This window comes from Rhodovulum kholense (assembly GCF_003053725.1).
Classification (GTDB): Bacteria; Pseudomonadota; Alphaproteobacteria; order Rhodobacterales; family Rhodobacteraceae; genus Rhodovulum; species Rhodovulum kholense.
Genome location: NZ_QAYC01000004.1, coordinates 58139 through 79109, shown reverse-complemented (window position 1 = coordinate 79109; position 20971 = coordinate 58139). Strand labels below are relative to the sequence as shown.

The window sequence follows — 20971 nt, the reverse complement described above, 5'->3', positions numbered from 1 at the left end:
CGTGCCGCCCCCGGCGCCTTTTGGAGCATTGGACGACATGACAGACCTGGCCGACACCCTTGCCGACGAGATCTCTGAACGGTTGAAGAACGATGTTCTCTATATCGAGACGGACCGCTCGGTCGAAGAGACCGAGTCCTTCTGCGCCCTGCATGCGCCCTGGCGGTCGGTCTACCGCTTCTCGAACGGGGTCACGACCGAAAGCTTCGAGCGCTCGGAGAACGTGCCCAATGCGCGCTGCCTGGCCAAGCTGCGGCGGTTCCACGCCAAGATCGACCTGTCCCGGCTGGCCGGAAAGCGCGTGCTCGATCTGGGGTTCAACGAGGGCTACAACTCGATCTTCCTGTCGAAATACCTGGGCTGCAAGGTCGACGGGATCGAGTTCTACGATGCTGCGGTCAAACGGACGTCGGCCATCGCCGAATTCTGCGGCGCGCCCTGCAATTTCTGGACCGCCGATGCCAACACCTTCTCGGCGCCCGCCACCTATGACGTGATCCTGCATTGCGGCCTGCTTTATCACCTGCCCGATGTCTGGAGTTCGGTGCGCAACACCTGCCTGTCGCTGAAGCCCGGCGGCGAGGTGCTGCTGGAGACGACGACCTACGAGGGCGCCGACAAGTTCGACTGCAAGTTCATGAACTGGCACGCCAAGGGGTACAACAATTTCTGGGCGCTGAGCCCCGAGACGATCCGCTACATGTTCGCCGAATTCGGCTGCACCGAGGGCCAGGAGGTCGACAGTTTCGAGGTCGGCGTGCTTGCGGGCACAGGTATGAAACGCACCATGATGTGGTTCCGGAAAGCGCGATGATCCGGCGCCTGATCCTTCATATCGGTCGGCACAAGACCGGGACCTCGGCGGTCCAGCGCTATCTGGCGGCGCATCGCGCCTCTTACGCCGCGGCCGGGATCGTGGTGCCCGATTTCGGCGGATATGACGATCCCGAGGCCGAGCCCGCCGACCGCGCTGCGCATCACCGGATCGCGCTCGACTGCGGATCGGGGCCCGCCGCCCCGCCCGAAACGCGGGCGGACTGGCACGCCCGGCTGGCCGAGGCGGCCGAGGGCGGGCATACGCTGGTCCTGTCCAGCGAGGCGTTCCAGAACTGTTCCGATTTCGGGGCGCTTCGCGCGCTTTGCCGCGACCATTATGTCGAGGTCGTCTGCTACCTGCGCGAATATCTCGACTATGCGCTCAGCGCCTATGCGCAGGAGGTCAAGAAAGTCGGGCTTTATTCGGGCTTCTTCGAGTTCGAGCGCGGGTTCAATCCGCAACTGGCGCGGTTCGTCACCCGCTGGGAGGAATTCGCCAATCGGTGCCACTGGCGGCTTTACGACCGCACCCGGCTGGCCGAGGGCGATGTGGTGCAGGATTTCCTGACGACGGCCGATCTGCCCGATTTTGGCGGCGACCGGTTTCAAAGCGAAAACCCGCGGCTCGGCGGCAGCCTGCTGGGCTTCAAGCTGATGGCGAACGGGGCGGGGCTGCATTCTCTGCCGCTGGCGCGCGCGCTGGACCCGCTGGCCGCAAGCCGCCCCGCCTTCCGGGCGCCCTGGCGCATCGGCCCCGAGCGGCAGGCGGATCTGCGCGCCCGGCGCGACTATAACGCGACGCTTGAGGCACTGGTGGGCGAGGTCGGTCTGACCGACCTCTCGGCCGGAGCGCTGCCCTTCGAAAGCCCCGGCTTCGCGGCCGATCTGGGCCAGATCCTCGGCGCGCTCGACAGCCTGCCGCGCGTGCGCGCGCATCCGATCTTCGCCGCTTTCCAGGAGCAGGCCTCATGTCCGACCGGCGCCTGACGACCCGGGCACGGGCGCCGCTGCGCCTCGGCCTTGCCGGGGGCGGCACCGATCTGTCGCCCTATTGCGACCTTTACGGCGGCGCGGTGCTGAACGTGACGATCAACCGTTTCGCCTTTGCCTCGATCGAGGCCCGCGACGACGGCCGCATCGTCTTTGCCGCCAACGATCTGGACCGGACCGAAAGCTTCGGCATCGACGACGATTTGTCGGGCGCGGCGCTGGCGCTGCACCGGGGCGTCTATGACCGCATGGTGGCCGAGTTCAACGGCGGCAACCGCTTCGGCGCCACCATCCAAACCAATGTCGAGGCGCCGGCGGGGTCGGGGCTCGGGTCTTCCTCGGCGCTGGTGGTGGCGCTGGTCGATGCGTTCCGCACGCATCTGGGCGCGCCGCTCGGTCCCTATGACGTGGCGCATCTGGCCTACGAGATCGAGCGCCTCGATCTGGGCCTCGCGGGCGGCAAGCAGGACCAGTACGCGGCGGCCTTCGGCGGTGTAAACTTCATCGAATTCCTCGCGGGCGACCGGGTGATCGTGAACCCTCTGCGCATCCCGCGCGACATCCTGAACGAGATGGAATGCCGTCTGGTGACCTGCTTTTCCGGCGTCTCGCGCCATTCCGCCGACATCATCGAGCGGCAGACCGCCAGCGTGCGCGGGTCGGACCGCGCCGCGGTCGAGGCGATGCACAGCCTGAAATCCGACAGCATCGAGATGAAGCGCGCGCTGATGACCGGCGATTTCGACGGGCTCGCGGCGATCCTGCACCATTCCTGGGCAGCCAAGAAGGCCACCGCCGCGACCGTCAGCTCGCCCCATATCGAAGAGATGTTCGCCCATGCGCTGGCCCATGGCGCCGAGGCGGGCAAGGTGTCGGGCGCGGGCGGCGGCGGGTTCATGTTCTTCCTCGTCGACCCGCCGCGCCGGTTCGCGCTGATCGAGGCGCTGCGCGCGATCGGCGGCGATGCCGAGCCGGTCGTCTTCGCCGAGTCCGGGTGCCAGAGCTGGCGGCTGCCATGTCCGCGCTGACGCTCTCCGGGCCGGAGGCGGCCACCGCCCGGGCAAAGCCCCTGCTGCCGCGTCAGGCAGTGATCCTCTGCGGCGGGCTGGGCACCCGGCTCGGCCCGCTGACCGCGCGCTGTCCCAAGCCCCTGCTGCCGGTCGGCGGTGCGCCGTTCCTGTCGGTACTGATCGGCGAACTGGCGCGGCAGGGGATCGAGCGCATCCTCTTGCTGGCCGCCTTCGAGGCCGATCAAATCGAGGCCTTCGCCCGCGACCTGCCCGCGACGCTGCCCCGTCCGGTCGGGATCGAGGTCGCGCGCGAGGCCCGGCCCGCCGGGACCTCGGGCGCGCTCTGGCAGGCGCGCGATAGGCTGGACGAGCGGTTCCTGTTGCTCAATGGCGACAGCTGGTTCGATATCCTGCTGGCCGATGTGGCGGCGGCGCAGCTCGCCCGGCCAGAGCTTCTGGGCGCATTGGCGCTCCGCCGGGTGCCCGACGGCGGCCGCTTTGGCACGGTCAGGGTCGCGGGCGGTTTGCTGACGGCCTTCGAGCCGCGTGGGGCAGAGACCGGCCCGGCGCTGATCAATGGCGGCGTCTATTGCCTGTCGCGCGGGATCGTTCCCCATCTGGTCGAGGACGGTTCGCTCGAGGCCGAGGTGCTGCCGCGGCTTGCGGCCGAGGGGCGGCTCGCGGGGGTCGAGCGCGCGGGCTTCTTCCTCGATATCGGCGTGCCCGAGGATTTCGGGGCGGCGCAGGACCTCGTTCCGGCGCAACGGCGGCGTCCGGCCATCGTCTTCGACCGCGACGGCGTGCTCAATCTCGACCACGGCCATGTCGGCCATCCCGACCGGCTGGAATGGACAGAGGGCGCCATTGCCGCCGTCCGGCGAGTGAACGAGGCGGGCTGGTACGCCTTTGTCGCCACCAATCAGGCAGGCATCGCCAAGGGCTATTACACCGAGGCCGACTATCTGGCGCTTCGGGCGCATATGGCGCGCGATCTGGCGGCGGCGGGCGCGCATATCGACGACGAACGCTATTGCCCGACCCATCCCGAGGCGGTGCATCCCGAGTTGCGCCAGGTGTCGGACCGGCGCAAGCCCGGCCCGGGCATGTTGCTGGAACTGAAAGACCGCTGGCCGATCGACTGGGCGCAGAGCGTGATGATCGGCGACAAGCCAAGCGACATCGAAGCGGCCCGCGCAGCGGGTCTGGAGGCCGTGCTGTTTCAGGGCGGCGATCTCGATGCGCTGGTGCAACGACTTTTGCGGGAACGGAGAGGAGTGCCATGACAGATCTGTCCGAGACGACGGCTGCCTTCCGGCTCTGGCTGGAGGTGGAGGTTCTGCCGGTCCAGGCCGCGCTGGTGCGCGACGAGGCGGGGTTCTGCGAACGTCTTTCACCGGAGGGCGACCCGGTCGATCTGCCACGCCGGGCGATGGTGGCCGCACGCCAGCTTTTCGCCTTTTCCCGCCTGATGGGGGCGGGTCTGGGCGGCGCCTGGCCCGAGCTTCTTGCCAACCACGCCCGCGATGTCCTTCTGGCCGAACATCTGGCTCCCGATGGCGCGGTGCTGCCCATTGCCGGGGGAGGCTCCGCGTTCAGCCTTTACGACGTCGCCTTCTGCCTCTTTGCGCTGGCCGCCGCCCCGGAAGCGGTCTTGCCGCGCGCCCGCGCCGAGACGCTGGCAGACCGGATCCTGACCCGGCTCGACGTGCTATATCGCCACCCCGAGGCGGGGTTCGAGGAGGCCCGGCCGCGTCGGCTGCCGCTGCGCGCAAACCCCCATATGCATCTGCTGGAGGCCTGTCTCGAATGGATCGTCTCGGGCCCCTGCGATCCGCGCTTTCAGGCGCTTGCCGACGAGATTGCCGAGCTTTGCCTGGCGCGCTTCATCGACCCCGGGACCGGCGCGCAGCGCGAGCTTTTCGACAGCGACTGGCGGATCGCGGCCGGTCCCGGCAACGCGGTCGAACCGGGCCACCAGTACGAATGGGGCTGGCTGCTCCTGCGCTGGGGCGTGCTTCGCGACAATGCTCTGGCGCAGGCTGCGGGGCGGCGGCTGATCGACCTTGCCGAGGCGCATGGCCTGACTGCTGACGGGCTGGCGGCCAGCCTCCTGACACCCGCGCTTGCCATCGACGATGCGACCGCCCGGCTCTGGCCGCAGACCGAGCGGATCAAGGCCTGGGCGCTTCGGGCGCGGCTGGCGACCGGGCCTGCCGACGCGACCCTTGCCGAGGCGAAGGCGGTCGAGGCCTGCCAGGGGCTGATGCGCTTCTTCGTGCATCCGCTGCGCGGCAGCTGGTGGGAGAACCTCGCCCCCGGCGGCGCGCCACGATCCGAACCGGCGCGCACCAGCAGCCTTTATCACATCGTCGGGGCCTATCACGAACTGGCGGCGCTGGAGGCCCACCGCTCGCGGCCCGTCGCCAAGGAGGAGACCCGCGCACCATCGACCGCCTGACCCTGCCTAGATTCCAGATCACGGGCCTGGCCGCATGCCCCGTCCCGGATGTGGCGCCCGGCCGACATTGGAAAGGAAATGACCGACATGGAAGAGACCCTTGAAAGAACCGAGCTCGAGCGGCTGTTTGCGGAAGCCGGCATCGATTACGACTTCTACAGCAAGAAGCAGAACCCGCAGAGCATCGCCTTCATGGCCGAGCTGCTACCGCTTCTGGAAAGGCTTTACCCCGCCCGCTACCACACCAAGACGGTGCTCGATGTCGGCGCGCGGACCGGGTCGGGCAGCGCCTTTCTTGCGACGGTGCTGAACCCCGCGAGCTATGCGCGGCTGAAATGCACGGTGACCGCGCTCGACATCGATCCGGCGATGGCCAGGATCTCGCATGTCCTGCGCCCCGAGATGGAATACCTCGTCGCCGACATCTTCGAGATCGACGACCGGCAATGGGACATCGTCATCTGTTCGCATTGCATCGAGCATGTGCCCGAACCCGAACCCTTCCTGACGCAGCTGCGCCGTCTGGCGCGCGAGCATGTGGTGATCTCGACCCCGTTCCGGGAAAATCCCGAAACCCGGATCCCGGCACATCTGCACAGCTTCGACGAGACTTTCCTCGACGCAGTGGGGGCAGAGAACGTCACGATCTACAACGCCTTTCACTGGCCGCATTCCGAGGTCGTGACGTTTTCGCTGCCGCCGCTCTGACCCCGGACCGGGCCCGAACCGCGAGGAAGATCCGCATGCAGGACGACATCTACCGCTTCGGCAATGGCGTGCGGGTCCACCGGCACCATGTGCTCGATCATCAGGTCAACCGCTACGTCAAGGCGAATGCGGGCAATCTGCACGAGCCGGTCGAGGAACACTGGTTCCTGACGCTTCTGGGCGAGATCCCGGCCGCCGATCCGCTGGTCTACGATATCGGCTGCGGCATCGGATATTACACATTGCTGTTGCTGCATGAGCGGCCCGGCGCCGAGGCGGTGGCCTTCGAGCCGCTGCCCGAGCATGTCGCCGCGATCCGCGAGAATCTGGCGCTGAACGGCATCGCGCCCGACCGGGTGCGGCTGATCGAGGCGGCCGCCCATGTCGCCGAGGGCGACGTCTGCTTCGAGGCGGCCGATTTCTCGTCCCATGTGGCGGACGAAGGGGGCTTGCGGGTTGCGGCCCACGACATCGCGGCGCTGATCGCGGCCGAGGCCCGGCCGGTCGATCTGGCCAAGCTCGACGTGCAGGGCGCCGAACTGGCGCTGTTGCGCCGGATCGTCGAGGCCGGGCAGGCCGAGAGGGTGCGGCGCTGGATCGTCGGCACCCATGGCGACGATCTCTTCGCCGAGTGCTGCGCACTCATGGGTCAGCACTGGCAGGTGGTGCACAGCGACCCGGCGCCCGCGCACCAGCCCGACGGATTGATCGTGGCGGTGCGGCACTGAGGGGGCCCCCGCTCAGGGGTGCGCGGGCTTCTCGATCAGGACATCCTCGATCAGCACCGCGTCGAGCCCGGTCGTCGCCAGCATCCCCAGTGCATCCTCGACCGAATGCAGGATCGGCTTGCCCATGATGTTGAAGCTGGTGTTCAGCACCACCGGCACGCCGGTCTCGCGCCCGAAGGCCGCGACCAGATCGGCCATCCACGGCGCGCTGTCGGGGCCGACCGTCTGCACCCGCCCGGTGCCGTCGTCATGGACGACAGCGGGCACCCGGTCGCGGACCCCGGCCCGCCAGGGCAGCGTCATCGACATGTAGGGCGAGGGTTGCGGGCGGTCGAACCAGTCGGCCAGATCGGCCTCGGCCAGAACCGGGGCGAAGGGCCGGTAGGGCTCGCGCCCCTTCACCCGCGCATTGATCGCGTCCTTCATGCCCGCGGGCCTCGGATCGGCCAGGATGGATCGGTTGCCCAGCGCGCGCGGCCCGAATTCGGCCCGGCCGCGCATTACGCCCAGGATGCGGCCCTGTGCCAGGAGCCCGGCCACTACCTCGGCGGACCGCCCGGCGACATCGGTCACCGCGTGGCCCGCGGCGGCGGCGCGGCGGGCGGCCTCCAGCGTCTTCGCACGGGGCGCCGATCCGAGGAAGGGCGTGCCGCCGCCGAAGGCGATGCGCTCGGCCCCGGTATCGGCCATCCAGGCCAGAAGGGCCGCGCCGATGGCATTGCCGTCATCGGCCGGGCAGGGCGGCACGAAAACCCTCTCGAACCCGGTCCGGCCCGCGATGGTGCCGTTGTAGGACGAGTTCAGCGCGCAGCCGCCCGACAGGATCAGCGTCGGGCCGTCTTCGGCGATGGCCTCAAGCACCTGATCGGCCAGACGCGCATAGGCAGCCTGCCCGGCTGCCGCCAGATCGGCCGCGTCGGTCACCGGCGCGTCCGGGCGGCGGGCCAGCGGCTCGACCGCGGCGCGGATTGCCGCGATGGCGGCGTCGTCGGCAAAGCGCAACCGCCCGCGATCGGCCGACAGCAGTCCGGTCAGGGTCTCGACCAGCGCCGGATCGGCGCGGCCGCAGGCGGCAAGGCCCATCACCTTCCACTCTTCGCCCTCGCGCCAGTCGAAGCCGCACAGCCCGGTGAGCCAGCCATAGAAAGTGCCCAGGCTGCCCGGCCCCCAGGACCGCCAGCCGCGTGACAGCCGCCGGTCGGTCAGCCGGAAATGCGACACCGCACCGACATCGCCCTCGCCGTCGATCACCAGACAGACGGCGTCCGCGACCGGTGCGAAATGGCAGGCGGCGACGGCATGGCAGAGGTGATGATCGAACCGCATGGGCTCGGGCCGCTCGCGGGCAAGGCCCAGCCGCAGAAGCGAGGCACCCGCGTTTTGCTGCATCTGCGCCTGCAATCCCTGCATCCAGATCGTGTCCGAGGCGGGCAGCAGCGCGTCATGCACCTTGAGCCCCAGATCGGCCTTGACCGAGGCCCAGCTGGTGGCGGGAACGATCCGGTCGCCCGGCGCGGCGCCCACGGCCGCCAGCGCCGCCGCCAGATGCGGCACATGGTCGGGTACCACGCCCCAGGCGCGCTTGTCCTGCAAGAAGCGCTCGGTCGCCTCGGCGAAGACCACGCGCCCGGTCTCGTCGACAAGCGCCAGCGCCGGATCGTGGCCCGAGGTCGAGAGGCCCAGATACCAGGTCGTCATCGCGCCCCGAGGCGCTTGGTGATGTCCGAGGCGAAACTGCCGACCGTTTCGTGCGAGAAGATCGTGGCGGGATCGAGCTCGATCTGGAAATGATCCTCGACCTCGCCCGACAGAAGCACCGCGTCGATGGATTGCAGCCCCAGATCGACCAGCACCGAATCCGGGCGGATCGCGGCCGGGTCCTGCTTGGTAAAGCGGGCGATGCCGGCGGTCAGGAAGTCGACGACTTCCGGGGCGGGGGGCGTCAGGGTTCTGGTCACGGTCGGTCCTTTCCTGTGGAGCCCAGCCGGCAAGGCAGCGTTGCCAGTGCCACGGTCTGGGTCATCTCGAAATAGCGATGGCGCTGGGGCTTGAGCGCAAGCCCCGGAAAGCGCGCGAAAAGCGCGGGCAGGGCGGTCCGCAGCATCCGCTTGGACAGCGCCGCGCCAACGCAGCGGTGCAGCCCGTGGCCGAAGGCCAGATTGCCGGTGCCGACGCCCCGGTCGATCGACAGCAGTTGCAGCCGCAGCGTCTCGTCCGGCCGGATTTCGATCTCGCCGATCCGGGCCGGGCCGCGGGCCATGCGATAGATGTATTTGGGCGAGGCGCAGAGCGAGATCAGGCGTTCAAGCTCGGCATCGATCCAGGCCGGATCGGCGGCGCCCTTGCGGTCTTCGGGCGGCAGGGTCAGCAGATGGTGCAGGATGTTGCCCAGCGTATGGGCCATGTTGAAACTTGCGCCATACATCACCAGCACCAGCGCCTTGATGTCGGTCTCGTCGGTGTCGGGCAGGTCCTCGTCCATCAGCCGGGTCAAGAGCGGCGTGCCGGGCAGGCCGTCGGTCGCGGGCGGGCGCAGCCCGTCGAGGATCTCGGCGATCACCGCCTGCAGCCGGTCGAGTTCGCGGATCGGCAGCCAGGGTTCCAGCACGTCCTGCAGGATCGGCGCGAGCACGTCGAACCGTTCGGGATCGGCCGGGGCAATGCCAAGGACCGGCCCGGCGATGCCGCGAAAGATCGGATCGGCATAATCGGCGATCAGGTCGGGTTCGGGGGCCGCGGCCAGCCGGGCCAGCGCGGCCTGGGTCTCGGCCTCGATCAGCGGTTGCCAGCGCGCCAGCCGGTTGCCGCCGAGGCTGTCGGCCACCGCGCGGCGGATCGCGGCATGGCGTTCGCCCGACATGAAGAACATCGCGTTCCGGGCCACCAGTCGGGCCGGCCCGAAGTCGCGGCCGCTGCGGTCTGCCAGGGCGGTCAGATAGGGCTCCATCCGGGGCGGCGACCAGGTCTCGTCGTCGTTGACGATGGCGCGGGCCTCGTCCAGATCGCGGATCTCGACCATCCGCCCGGTCAGCCGCCGCGACTGCGCGTCACGCGTCACCGGCAGTGCCACGGGATACTGCACCAGCGGCGTCACGTGGAACCGCACGCCGTCCCGATGCAGCGCAAGCTGCGGGAAGCGCCGCGCCAGCGCCGGGATCGCCCGGCCGAGGAAAAGCTGCGAAAGCGGCGCGCCGGGGCATTTATGCGGCCCCGCGCCGAAGGACAGATGGGCCGATCCGTCGGGGACCCGGCGGCGCAGTTCGGCATTGGCTGCGACCACGTCCATCACCGCAGCCTCGCCCTTGTGGAACGGACAGCCGCCGAGGTTGACCTCGTCCTCGGCCATCCTGACCAGGGTCAGCGTCGAGGGGTACAGCGACATCACCCGGTCGAGCGCGGTGTCGGTCCAGCCCGGTTCGGCCGCGGCGCGCCAGTGCTCGGCATCGCCCAGCAGCAGGCCGTACAGCGCCAGCGCCAGCGACTGGGCGACGGTGTGGCTGCCGACCAGCGCGGACAGCGCGATATAGGGCGCGGCCGCGGGATCGGACAGCCGGTCCTTGCGGCGTGCAAGAAAGGCGGGGAAGCCTTCGAGAGAAGGGTCGACCCCCGGCATCGGATCGGTCGAAAGATAGCCCAGCAATTCGCCCAGCGCGGCGTCGATCCGGCCCAGCGTCTTCAGCGACAGCATCGGCTGGGTGGTGTTGTTGGCCAGCCGGATCAGCTCCAGCACCCGCTCGTCGTCGCCGCCCGGACACCCGGCGAAGGCGCGGACGAAGTCGAGAAACGCCGCCTCGCAATAGTCGCGCATGACGTCGGGCGCCTCGGCGGCCTCCAGCCGGTCGAGGGCACTAGCGAAGGCGCGGTCGGCGACCGGTGCCCAGGCGGTCAGGGCGGGGGCCGCGAAGAAGGCGGCGGTGGCGCGGCGCGCTGCCAGATGGGCCTCGCCCGTCTGGAAGGCGAAGGCGTGGCGCGCCATCTCGGTCAGATGCGGAAAGCGCGGCCCGCCGCGTGCCGCGATCTGGTCCAGATGGGTGGCCAGCTGGCCCACGGTAAAGCGCGGGTCGCGCAACAGCGCGGCGACGTCATCGGGGTCGGTCACGAACCGGTCGGGGGTGTCCCAGGCAGAACTGTTCACGACGGGCATTCGGGCATTTCCTTCACGGATGGGACAGTCTCGGGGGGCCAGGCGCCGTCCCGCCACAGCTCGGCCGCGGCGCGGCGGCGGATCTTGCCGCTGCTGGTGCGTGGCAGCCGTCCGCGCGGCAGGAACAGGATCTCGACCAGATCGAGCCCCCATTCCCCGGTCACGGCCCGCCGGATCGTCTGGCGCAGCGTGTCGGGGTCGGGCGGGGTCTCGCCGAGGCGCAGTTCGGCAAGCAGCACCGCCTGCCCGCCCCGGGCCGGGTCGGGCATGAAGACCGCGGCGGCCATCGGGTTCAGGACGTCCGAGCTGCCGCAGGCCAGCCACTCGATTTCCGGTGCTGCGAGGGTGCGGCCATTGCAGAAGACCACATCCTTGATCCGCCCGGTCACATAAAGCGCATCCTCCGCGATCACGCCCAGATCGCCGGTGCGGAGCCAGCCCGAGCCGTCGGACGGGTCGTCCAGCGCCGCGCCGAAGGTTTCGGCGGTGTCGCCGGGCAGGCCCAGATAGCCCGCGCCCAGGGACGGGCCGCGCAGCCAGATTTCGCCCTCGGCACCCTCCGGGCGGCGGGTCCGGGCGATGGGGTCGACGATGGCGAGGCCCGCGCCAAGTTCGGGCGTCAGGCGGCAGGGCGCCACGGCCCGCGCGGCGGGGGGCGCGGGCGGCGGGCGGTCGGCGCCCGGCAGCCCGGCCGCGAAGAGGGTCATCTCGGCCATGCCGTAGCAGGCAAAGACCGCCTCGTGGGCCAGCCCGGCGGCGGCGAAATGGGCGTGGAAGGCCGCGGGCAGCCCGGCGGGCACGGGCTCGGCCCCGATGAAGGCGCGGCGCCAGCAGGTCAGGTCCAGCGCGGCGGCGGCGTCGGGCGAGATCCGGCGCAGGCAGTCGGCGAAGGCGAAGGCCGGTCCGCCGCTGAAACCGGCGCGCTCGGCTGCGATGGCCTCGAGCCACAGGGCGGGGCGGCGGATGAAGTCCAGAGGCGACATCTGCGCCGAGAACCCGCCACAGAGCAGCGGATAGAGGATGCCCCCCATCAGCCCCATGTCGTGATAGTGCGGCAGCCAGTTCACGAACCGGGCCTGCTCGTCCATGCCCCAGCAGCGGGCGACCAGCGCGGCATTGGCCAGGATGTTGTCCGGGGTCACCCGCACCCCGCGCGGCAGCCGGGTTGAGCCCGAGGTATACTGGATCACCGCCACCGGCAGATCCGGCGCGGCGGCGGGCCGCACCGGGTCGGGCAGCCGGGCGGGGTCGAGCGGCAGGGTCGCGACCGGGCAGGGCGGCGTCCCGTCCAGCGCCAGCGCGGCCGCGACCGCCTCGGCATGGGCGGGCGGGCATAGCACGGCGGCGGCCCTGCTGTCGGCGGCGATATGGCGGAAGCGGTCGGAATGGCTGCCCGGGCGCGGCACGGGCACGGGCACCAGGGTCACGCCGGCCAGAAGCCCGCCCAGAAGGGTCACGACGAACTCGGCCCCGGCGGGCAGCGCCAGCACCAGACTGTGCGCCCCCGGCCCCAGCCAGCCCCTGAGCGCGGCGGCGACCGCCCCGGCCTCGGCGGCAAGCCGGTCCCCGGTGAAGACATCGCGCGCGCCCTGCCGGGACCGGATCACGATCCGTTCGCGCCCGGGGCGGTCGGCAAAGGTCCGGACCAGCGCCCGGGCCAGACCGGTTTCGGGGGAATTTCCGGCGGCGCCGGTCATGGAACGGCCTCGAGTTGCCGGCCGATCCTCGGCCGGTGCCCCGCCGCGCGGGCGCATTCCGACAGGTGCAGGGTCAGGATCGAGGTCAGGTCATAGCCGATCTCGGGGCGCGCGGCGATCAGGTCGCGCACGCCCTCGATCACCCGGCGCGCGCCCTTGTCCTTCATCATCAGCGGCACCAGCTCGTGCAGCGGATGGCGGCGCGCCGAGGCCTTAGCCCAGGCGGACCGGCTCATGTCCTGGCAGGGGCTGCCAAGCGTGCGGGCATAGTTTTCGAACCGCGCCATCGCGGCGTCGGGGGCCAGCAGCGCGGCCTTCAGCCAGTCGCGCCCCTCGGTCAGCTGTTCGCGGGTCATCCGGGCGGGGATCAGGTTGGTCATCCGGGTGCCTGCCGCCAGCCGGTGGGTGTCTTCATCGACGATCCGGCCCGCGCGTTTCATCTCGGCATAAAGCGGCGTGGCGTAGGGCGCGACCAGCGCGCTGACATTGAAGCCCACGATGGGCAGGCTCTGGGCAAAGGCGAACTGCCGCTCGAAACAGTCGAGCCCGTCATGGTCGAAGCCGACGATCAGCCCGGCCCGGATCGTCAGGCCCGCCCCGACCACCGTCCGGCAGGCGTCGCCGAGGTCGATCCTGAGGTTCTGCCGCTTGTTGGCCTCGGCCAGCGATTCGGGGTTGCCGGTCTCGATCCCGACGAAGACCTGGCGCAGCCCGGCCCGGTTGCACATCGCGAGAAGGTCCGGATCGCGCGCCGCGTCGATCGAGATCTGGGTCGAGAACCGCACCGGGTCGCGCCCGTCGGTCCCGTTCCAGGCGATCAGCGCCTCAAGAAGCGCGCGGGTCCGCTGGCGGTAGACGGTGAAATTGTCGTCGCTCAGCGAGATTTCGCGATAGCCCAGATCGTAAAGCTGCCGCAGCTCGGCCAGCACGCGTTCGGGCGGCTTGTGACGCTGCTTGCGGCCGACATACTGGATGACGTCGCAGAAGGTGCAATCGAACGGGCAGCCGCGCGAGGTCTGCACCACGCCCGAAATCGCCCGGTCATTGGGGTAAAGATCCCAGCGCGGCAGCGGCGTGTCGGCCATGTCGGCCTGGCCGCAGCGGTATTCGGGCTGCAATCCGCCCGCCTTCAGATCGGCGGCAAAGCGCGGCGCGGCGGTCTCGAACTCGCCGATCACGATGGCATCTGCCTTGCCGCGGAAAAGCTCGGGCGCCAGCGACACATGCGCTCCGCCCAGCACCACCGGAATGCCGCGGCGGCGGAAGGCGGCGGCCAGTTCGAGCCCGCGCGCGACCTGCGAGACATTGATCGACAGCCCCACCAGATCGGCCTCGGCCTCCAGATCGACCTCCTGCACGACCTCGTCGCACAGCCGGATCCGGGCCTCCTGCGGCAGGAGGGCTGCCACCGACACGATCCCGGCAGCGGCCGACAGCGTGTAGGGCGTCTTGACGCCAGCCATGCTGATCTCGGCAGTGGTGTCGGACGCATCGTCCGGGGCGGGGGCGATCAGGTAGATCCGCAAGGCTGTTTCCTTCAGCCCGGCACGTTTTGTGCCCGGTATTCGAGTGCGATCTTAATGGGGCGCGAAGGCGTTCGCAAACTGCAATTCGCAACGCGCGGTTGCAGGCGCGGCGGCCGATCCGGGCAGATTTCATCGGTCTGTCAGGGCGGATACACAAAACCGTTTCATTCGGGCGGCAGGAAGGGCGCGTGGTTGCAATGCTGTGCAATCCCGCGTCCGGAGCCCGTGATGAGTGCCATCGACATCCAGAACCTCGGCAAGTCCTTCGGCCGGACCGAAGTTCTGGGCGGGGTGTCCCTGGCGGTCGGGGCGGGCGAATTCGTGGCGATCCTCGGTCCCTCGGGCTGCGGCAAGACGACGTTGCTGCGGCTGCTGGCCGGATTCGAGCGGCCGGATGCGGGCAGCATCCGGATGGGCGGGCGGCTGGTTTCGGGGCCGGGTGTGCATCTGCCGCCCGAAGGCCGGGGCGTCGGCGTGGTGTTCCAGACCTATGCGCTCTGGCCGCATATGAGCGTGGCGGGCAACGTGTCCTATGGGCTGAAGGTCGGCGGCATGGGCCGGGCCCCGCGCGAGGCGCGCACCCGGGCGGTGCTGGAAACGGTCGGACTGGGCGAGATGGCCGCGCGGCGGCCCGCCGATCTGTCGGGCGGGCAACGTCAGCGGGTCGCGCTGGCGCGCTGTCTGGCGATGGAGGCCCGCGTCGTGCTGCTGGACGAGCCGCTGGCCAATCTCGACGTGCATCTGCGCGACACGCTGGAAGCTGAATTCGCCGATTTCCACCGCCGCTCCGGCGCGACGATGGTCTATGTCACCCACGATCAGGCCGAGGCGCTGGCGCTGGCCGACCGCGTCGCGGTGATGGAGGCGGGCCGGATCGTGCAATTCGCCCCGCCCGAGCGGCTGTTTCGCGAACCGGCCTGCGCCATGGTCGCGGGCTTCATCGGCGACGGCCGGGTGGTCGAGGTGACCGACCTTGCGCCCCTGGGCGATGGCCGGGCCGAGGCGCGGCTGCTGGGCGCGCCGGTGCGTCTGCGCTGCGATCCCGGCGAACGGCCCCGGCCGCGCGCCCGGATCGCGCTTCATCCCGGAGATCTGCGTCTGACCGAGGGCGAGGGCGTCCCCGCCACCGTCACCCGCGCCACCTTTCGCGGCCATCACCTGCGCGCCGAACTGGCGGCGGGGCCCGATGGCGGCGTCTCGCTGTGCCTCAACGTCGCCGCCCCCGCCCGGATCGAGCGGGGCCAGCGCGTGACCGTCGCGCTGACCGACGGCTGGGTGCTTCCCGATCCCTCTCTCTCCTCCCTCCCCACTCAAGGACTGTAACGATGCGTCTTCTTGCCCTTGCCACCGCCGGTCTGATGGCGACCGCCGCCTCGGCCGAAACCACGATCACGCTTTACACCAGCCAGGCGCCCGAACAGGCGCAGGAAACCGTCGATGCCTTCGAGGCCGCGCATCCCGACATCAAGGTCGAATGGACCCGCAACGGCACCTCGGCGCTGATGAACGTGCTGCGCGCGGAAATCGAGGCCGGTCAGGTCCAGCCCGACGTGCTGCTGGTGGCCGATGTCATCAACCTGGGCGAACTGAAGGCGGGCGGTCACCTGCTGCCCTACACCGATGCTCCGGTCGCGGCCTATGACGCGACCATGTACGACCCCGACATGACCTTCTTCGGCACCAAGGCGATCACCACCGGCATCGCCTGGAACACCGAGATCGCCGAGCCGGTCGAGACCTGGGCCGATCTGCTGAAAGAGGAAAACCGCGGCCAGATCGCGGTGCCGAGCCCGCTGTATTCGGGGGCCGCACTTTGCCATCTGCACACGCTGATCGACGCCCCCGGGATTGGCTGGGCCTTCTACGAGGGCCTCAACGATCTGGACATCGTTCCCGAGGGCGGCAACGGCCCGGCGACCAAGGCGGTGGCCTCGGGGATGGCGAAATACGCGATCCTGGTCGATGCGAACGCGCTGCGCGCCAAGGCCGACGGCTCGCCCATCGACTATATCGTGCCGAAGGATGGCGTCTCGGTCATCACCGAACCGGTGGCGATCCTGTCGACCACCGACCAGCCCGAGGCCGCGAAGACCTTCGTCGATTTCCTGCTGTCCGAAGAGGGCCAAGAACTGGTGGCGAAACAGGGCAACCTGCCGATCCTGCCGGGCGTCGCGGGGCCCAAGGGGTTCCCCGATCTCGCCTCGATGACGCTTTTGCCGCTGAATGCCGACGAGGCGGTCCGGACCGACGCGGCGGTCCGCGCGAAATTCGCCGAGATCTTCGGGCTTTGACCGCGTGAGCCTTTCGGTCGAGACCGGGGCGCGCCCGCGACGGGCGCTCCTGCCCCGGGTGCCGGGGGAGTGGCTGGTGCTGGCCGGGCTCGTCCTGTTCGTGGGGGCGCTGTCGATCCTGCCGCTGGCGCGGCTGGTGCAGGCGGCGCTGTTCCCGGGAGGCACGTTCGATGCCGCCCGGATCGCCGAGGTACTGGGCGGCCGCCGGGTCGCCGAGGCGACGGTCAACACCATCTGGATTTCCTGTGCCGCGACGGCGCTGGCCACGGTGATGGGGACGCTGGCGGCCCTGCTGGCGGGGCTGACCGACCTGCGCGGGCGCACGCTCTGGGTCTTCTGCTTCGTGCTGCCGCTGATGATCCCGCCGCAGGTGACCGCGCTGGCCTGGGTACAGGCGTTTTCGCCGACCAGCCCCCTGTTGGGGCCCTTGGGCCTGTCGCTGCCGCCGGGGATGCGGCATCCGCTGTATTCCGCCTGGGGCATCGTTCTGCTGCTGGGGTTCTGCAACGCGCCGCTGGTCTTCCTGTCGGTGCGTGCCGGACTGCGCCGGTTGCCCGCCGATCTGGTCGAGGCGGCGCAGGCGGCCGGGGCCGGGCCTCTGGCGCTCAGCCGGGACATCGTTTTGCCGCTGGTGCGCGGGGCGGTCTTTGCCGGGGCCGCGCTGGCCTTCGTCTCGTCGATCGGGAATTTCGGGATCCAGGCGATGCTGGGTATCCCGGCCCGGGTGCCGACGCTGATCACCCTGATCTATCGCCGCCTCAACGCCTACGGTCCCTCGGCGCTGAATGACATGGCGCTGATGGCGCTGATGCTGGCCGGGCTGACGGTGGTCGGCATGGGGCTGACCGGCTGGCTGGGCCGCCGGGGCGACCAGCGCGTCGAAGGGGCCGCGCGGCGGCTGCGCCTGCCGCTGGGGCGCTGGCACGGACCGGTCGGGCTGCTGGCCTGGGGTTATCTCGTGGCCTGCCTGCTGCTGCCGCTGTCGGCCTTGCTGGGCACGGCGCTGGTGCGCGGCTACGGCCAGCCGCTGGGGCCCGACACGATCACCTTTGAGAATTTCGCCAATGCGCTGTTTCACCATGAGGGCATCCGCAAGGCGTTCCTGACCAGCCTCTGGCTGACGGCTCTGGCGGTCGCGGTTCTGGTGCCGGTCTCGGTCGCGCTGGGCTATGTGCTGAGCTGGCGCAGCGGGCCGGTGGCGCGCCTTCTGCAACTGGCCTCGGAACTGGCCTATGCCTTGCCCGGCATCATCATCGGCGTGGCGATGATCCTGTTCTTCCTGCGCCCGATGCCGCTGATCGGCACCAGCCTTTACGGCACCGTCTGGGTGATCCTTGCGGCCTATCTGGCGAACTACCTGGCGCTGGCGCTGCGGCCGAACCTTGGCGGTTATGCCCAGATCGACCGGGCGCTGGACGAGGCGGGACAGGTCGCGGGGGCGGGGCTGATCGCGCGGCTCAGGGACATCGTGCTGCCGTCGCTGGCGCCCGCCGCCGCGGCCTCGGCGATCCTGGTCTTCATGTCGGCGATCAACGAAATCCAGACCTCGGTCCTGCTGGTGTCGTCGCGGGCGCAGACCATCGGGCCCACCATCATCTTTCTCGACGAGGCCGGGTCCTCGACGCTGGCCGCCGCGGTGGGCTGCCTGATGGTGGCGGTCGTGCTGGGGCTGATGCTGGCAAGCCTTGCCTTCGGCAGCCGCCTGCCAGAGGGGGTGCTGCCATGGCGCGACTGACCGCGATCAGCGGGCTCGGCCGGAAAAGCGCCGCGATCTTCCTGATCGAGATCGCCGGGCGGCGGGTCCTGTTCGATCTGGGCGACGGGCTGGAACCGGGCGATCATCCCGACCTGACCGGCATCGGCCGGGTCGATGCGGTCGTGCTCAGCCATGCCCATGAGGACCATGCGGGCGCGCTCGACCGGCTAGACGAGGTCGGCGACCCGCCGGTTCTGGCGACCGCGCGCACACTGGGCTTTCTGCCCGAACGGCTGCGGCCCGGCCGGGCGCGGGTGCTGCCCGAACAGGGCCGCGTCGACCTCTTGGGGCTTGAGCTGACCCTGGGACGCACGGGCCATGCGCCGGGCGGGATCTGGCTGCATCTGGCCACGCCCGCGGGCGGGCTGATCTATACCGGCGATATCTGCCCAGAGGCGCCGCGCCTGCCGGTCGATCCGCTGCCTGAGGCCGCGACGCTGGTGCTTGACGCCTCTTATGGCGACCGCGAGGGCAGGCTTGGCGATCAGATCGCCGCCATGGCGCAAGCGGCCGAGGCGGGTGCTGTGCTGTGCTGCCCGGCGGCGGGGCGCGGGGCCGACATGGTGGCGGCCCTGGCCGGGGCCGGGCTTGGCGTGGCCACCGATGCCGCGATCGGGCGCGAAGTGGCCGCGGCCACCGGCACCCCGCCCGAGATCGTCGATGCCGAAACCGCCCGTCCCGACCGGGCCATCGTCTGCGTCAGCTCGAATGCCGAACGCGGGCTGGCGGCCGAGCTTCTGGCGCGTGAGGGGTTCCGTTTCGTCTTTTCCAGCCATGTGCCCGAAGGCACGCCCGCGCGGCGCATGCTGGACGCGGGTCAGGCGGTCTGGCTGCCCTGGAACGTGCATCCGACCCTGCCCGACCTTCTGGCGCTGGTGCGAACGACCCGCGCGCGCCGGGTTCTGCCCGCCTTTCTTGACATCGCAACCGCCCCGCGTCTGGCAGAGGGGCTGGGCGCGCGGCTCTGGACCCATCCCGAAACGGAGATCTGAGACATGGATGCCCCCGGCCGTCACGCTATCCCGAAGGATGTGCCCGCCGCAGAGGCCCGCGAGGACGCCCGGCCGCTGCTGATCGACGTGCTCGGCCCGGTCGCTTCTGCCTCGGCGCAGCCCGGCAAGCGGGTCTTTCTGGGCAATCTGGCAGGGGCCGAGGATGCGGCGGCGCTGACGGCGGCGGGTATCACCGAGACGCTCAATCTGGGGCTCAACCTCTGTCCCGGGCCGCTGGCCCTGGGCGACGGCACGCAGGTGCGGCGCTATCAGATCGGGCTGATCGACGGCCCCGGCAACGACCCGCATCTGCTGGCCGCCGCAGTCGTGACGGTCAGGGGTCTGATGGGGGCCTATGGTCCGGGCAAGCCGCATTATCCGCCCCACCGTCCGGGCCATCTTCTGGTGCATTGCCGGGGCGGGCGGTCACGGTCGGTCACGGTGCTGGCGGTCTGGCTGACGCTTTGCCATCCGCAGGCGTTCCCGGACCTCGACGCGGCGCTGGCGCATCTGCGGCGGCTGCGGGGGCTCGACACGACGCATCCCTTGCCGCCGATGCTGGATCTGGCGCGCGAGGTGATCGCGCGCGATCTGGCAGGGCGCGCGCATGGAGCCTAGATTCGTCACAGCGGCCGATGTGGCGCGGCGCGCGGGCGTCTCGCGCTCGGCGGTGTCGCGCGCCTTCACACCGGGGGCAAGCGTCGCGCCGGAAACCCGCGCGCGGGTTCTGGAGGCGGCCGAGGCGCTGGGCTACCGCGTCAACCGGCTGGCGCGGACGCTGCATCGCGACCGGTCCGATCTGGTCGGCATCATCGGCGCCAATCTGGGCAATCCCTATATCTCGGCGCAGTTCGACGCGCTGTCCGCAGCACTTCAGGCCGAGGGGCTGCAGACGCTTCTGGTCAATCTCCGCCCCGATCCGCGCCCCGGCGCCGAGGCGCCCGACCTCGGCCGCGCGGTCGAGCGGTTGCTGGAATACCGGGTGCGCACTGTGGTGTTGCTGTCGGGCGCGGCGCCCGACGAGCTGGTGCGACTCTGTGCGGCGAACGGGGTGCGGATGGTGCTGATCAACCGGCCCGCACCGGCCGCCGGGGCGCTGGCCGATGTGATCGACTCGGATGCGGCGGGCGGCGGGCGGCTGGCCGCGCGGCGGCTGATCGCGGCGGGCTGCCGTCAGCTGGCGGTGGTGCTGTCGGAGTCGCGCACCAGCGCCAAGCTGGCGCGGGCCGATGCCTTTTGCGCCGAGGCCGCGCGCGCGGGCCTGACGGTCCGGCGCTGGACGCAGGGCCCCAACAGCTACGAGACCGGCGTCGCGGCGGCGCGGAGCCTTCTGGCGGAAGGCGATCCGGCCCGGATCGACGGGATCTTCGGCGTCACCGACGAAATCGCACTGGGCGCGATGAACACGGCGCGGCACGAGCTGGGGCTGGCGGTGCCGGAACGCCTGTCGGTGATCGGGTTCGACGACGCGCCGATCTCAGGCTGGTCCTCGCATCGGCTGACCACGGTGCGCCAGTCGCTTCGGGCGCTGACTGCGGCGACGCTCGAGGCGATTCTAAGCCCGGCGGATGCGGCTGTCTCGCACCGGGCCATCGCGGTCGATCTGGTCGAGCGCGGGTCGGTGGCCCCGGCCCGGGGCCCTGCGCCCACCTGAGCCACGCGACCGGCATCAACTGGCCTGTCTCTGCAAAACGCCGTCTTTTCAGGCTTTCCAGCCTTCCGATTTTGCGGCATTCCGCCACGGGGTTTCCCGGTTTTGCCCTGTTTTCTTGAGAAATTCCCTCAAGAATCCGTGTCTCTTGATTCAGATCAACGAAACGAAACTGGAACCGCGGAATTCCCGACGATAATACTC

At 70.1% G+C, this 20971-nt stretch carries 18 protein-coding genes; 13 read left to right on the top strand and 5 right to left on the bottom strand.

The window, feature by feature from the left end; genetic code table 11:
* The first annotated feature begins 37 nt into the window (after positions 1-37).
* The 7 genes from C8N38_RS06890 to C8N38_RS06860 all read left to right on the top strand — a co-directional run bounded on the left by C8N38_RS06890 (position 38) and on the right by C8N38_RS06860 (position 6710).
* Positions 38-814 carry a class I SAM-dependent methyltransferase gene (locus C8N38_RS06890; protein WP_108025232.1) on the top strand — a complete coding sequence of 259 codons (777 nt, stop codon included), beginning with the start codon at positions 38-40 and terminating at the stop codon, positions 812-814.
* Entirely contained in the window at positions 811-1803 is a 993-nt protein-coding gene (locus tag C8N38_RS06885) for a hypothetical protein (protein WP_108025230.1), read from the top strand. Before C8N38_RS06890 ends, C8N38_RS06885 begins: the two co-directional genes overlap by 4 nt.
* Positions 1785-2834 (top strand): GHMP family kinase ATP-binding protein, encoded by a 1050-nt coding sequence (locus tag C8N38_RS06880; protein WP_108025228.1) that lies wholly within the window; start codon positions 1785-1787, stop codon positions 2832-2834. Before C8N38_RS06885 ends, C8N38_RS06880 begins: the two co-directional genes overlap by 19 nt.
* Positions 2822-4099, top strand: coding sequence for an HAD-IIIA family hydrolase (locus C8N38_RS06875; protein WP_215731107.1), 1278 nt, complete (start codon positions 2822-2824; stop codon positions 4097-4099). Before C8N38_RS06880 ends, C8N38_RS06875 begins: the two co-directional genes overlap by 13 nt.
* Complete coding sequence (locus C8N38_RS06870) at positions 4096-5274, top strand: AGE family epimerase/isomerase (protein WP_108025226.1); 1179 nt, start codon at positions 4096-4098, stop codon at positions 5272-5274. The genes C8N38_RS06875 and C8N38_RS06870 overlap by 4 nt, the downstream gene beginning before the upstream one ends.
* Positions 5275-5361: 87 nt before the next feature.
* Positions 5362-5982 (top strand): class I SAM-dependent methyltransferase, encoded by a 621-nt coding sequence (locus tag C8N38_RS06865; protein WP_158272318.1) that lies wholly within the window; start codon positions 5362-5364, stop codon positions 5980-5982.
* Positions 5983-6017: 35 nt separating this feature from the next.
* Positions 6018-6710 (top strand): FkbM family methyltransferase, encoded by a 693-nt coding sequence (locus C8N38_RS06860; protein WP_108025222.1) that lies wholly within the window; start codon positions 6018-6020, stop codon positions 6708-6710.
* Between the two features lie 12 nt (positions 6711-6722).
* On the opposite strand, the gene C8N38_RS06855 is transcribed toward C8N38_RS06860, so the two are convergent.
* Genes C8N38_RS06855 through C8N38_RS06840 form a run of 5 tightly spaced genes read right to left on the bottom strand, consistent with a single transcriptional unit; the run spans position 6723 to position 14077 of the window.
* Complete coding sequence (locus tag C8N38_RS06855; protein WP_108025220.1) at positions 6723-8408, bottom strand: carbamoyltransferase family protein; 1686 nt, start codon at positions 8406-8408, stop codon at positions 6723-6725.
* Positions 8405-8668, bottom strand: a complete 264-nt coding sequence (locus C8N38_RS21385) for an acyl carrier protein (RefSeq protein ID WP_075784252.1) — start codon at positions 8666-8668, stop codon at positions 8405-8407. Before C8N38_RS21385 ends, C8N38_RS06855 begins: the two co-directional genes overlap by 4 nt.
* A complete protein-coding gene (locus C8N38_RS21380; RefSeq protein ID WP_158272317.1) occupies positions 8665-10854 on the bottom strand; it encodes a cytochrome P450 family protein in 2190 nt (729 codons plus the stop codon). The genes C8N38_RS21385 and C8N38_RS21380 overlap by 4 nt, the downstream gene beginning before the upstream one ends.
* Positions 10842-12551 (bottom strand): AMP-binding protein, encoded by a 1710-nt coding sequence (locus tag C8N38_RS06845; RefSeq protein ID WP_158272316.1) that lies wholly within the window; start codon positions 12549-12551, stop codon positions 10842-10844. The genes C8N38_RS21380 and C8N38_RS06845 overlap by 13 nt, the downstream gene beginning before the upstream one ends.
* Positions 12548-14077: a B12-binding domain-containing radical SAM protein gene (locus C8N38_RS06840; protein WP_108025214.1), complete on the bottom strand. Its 1530-nt coding sequence runs from the start codon at positions 14075-14077 to the stop codon at positions 12548-12550. Before C8N38_RS06840 ends, C8N38_RS06845 begins: the two co-directional genes overlap by 4 nt.
* A gap of 228 nt (positions 14078-14305) precedes the next feature.
* Here C8N38_RS06840 and C8N38_RS06835 point away from each other — a divergent pair, with 228 nt between their 5' ends.
* Genes C8N38_RS06835 through C8N38_RS06810 form a run of 6 tightly spaced genes read left to right on the top strand, consistent with a single transcriptional unit; the run spans position 14306 to position 20770 of the window.
* Positions 14306-15400, top strand: a complete 1095-nt coding sequence (locus C8N38_RS06835) for an ABC transporter ATP-binding protein (protein ID WP_108025212.1) — start codon at positions 14306-14308, stop codon at positions 15398-15400.
* A 2-nt stretch (positions 15401-15402) separates the two neighbouring features.
* The gene (locus tag C8N38_RS06830) at positions 15403-16368 is read left to right on the top strand and encodes an ABC transporter substrate-binding protein (protein WP_108025210.1); all 966 of its coding nucleotides are present in this window, start codon (positions 15403-15405) and stop codon (positions 16366-16368) included.
* A 4-nt stretch (positions 16369-16372) separates the two neighbouring features.
* Complete coding sequence (locus C8N38_RS06825) at positions 16373-18103, top strand: ABC transporter permease (RefSeq protein WP_215731105.1); 1731 nt, start codon at positions 16373-16375, stop codon at positions 18101-18103.
* On the top strand, positions 18091-19116 hold the full coding sequence (locus tag C8N38_RS06820) for an MBL fold metallo-hydrolase (RefSeq protein ID WP_108025206.1): 1026 nt from the start codon (positions 18091-18093) through the stop codon (positions 19114-19116). Before C8N38_RS06825 ends, C8N38_RS06820 begins: the two co-directional genes overlap by 13 nt.
* A 3-nt stretch (positions 19117-19119) precedes the next feature.
* Complete coding sequence (locus tag C8N38_RS06815; RefSeq protein WP_108025204.1) at positions 19120-19734, top strand: protein phosphatase; 615 nt, start codon at positions 19120-19122, stop codon at positions 19732-19734.
* A complete protein-coding gene (locus C8N38_RS06810) occupies positions 19724-20770 on the top strand; it encodes a LacI family DNA-binding transcriptional regulator (RefSeq protein ID WP_108025202.1) in 1047 nt (348 codons plus the stop codon). The genes C8N38_RS06815 and C8N38_RS06810 overlap by 11 nt, the downstream gene beginning before the upstream one ends.
* Positions 20771-20971 lie beyond the last annotated feature (201 nt).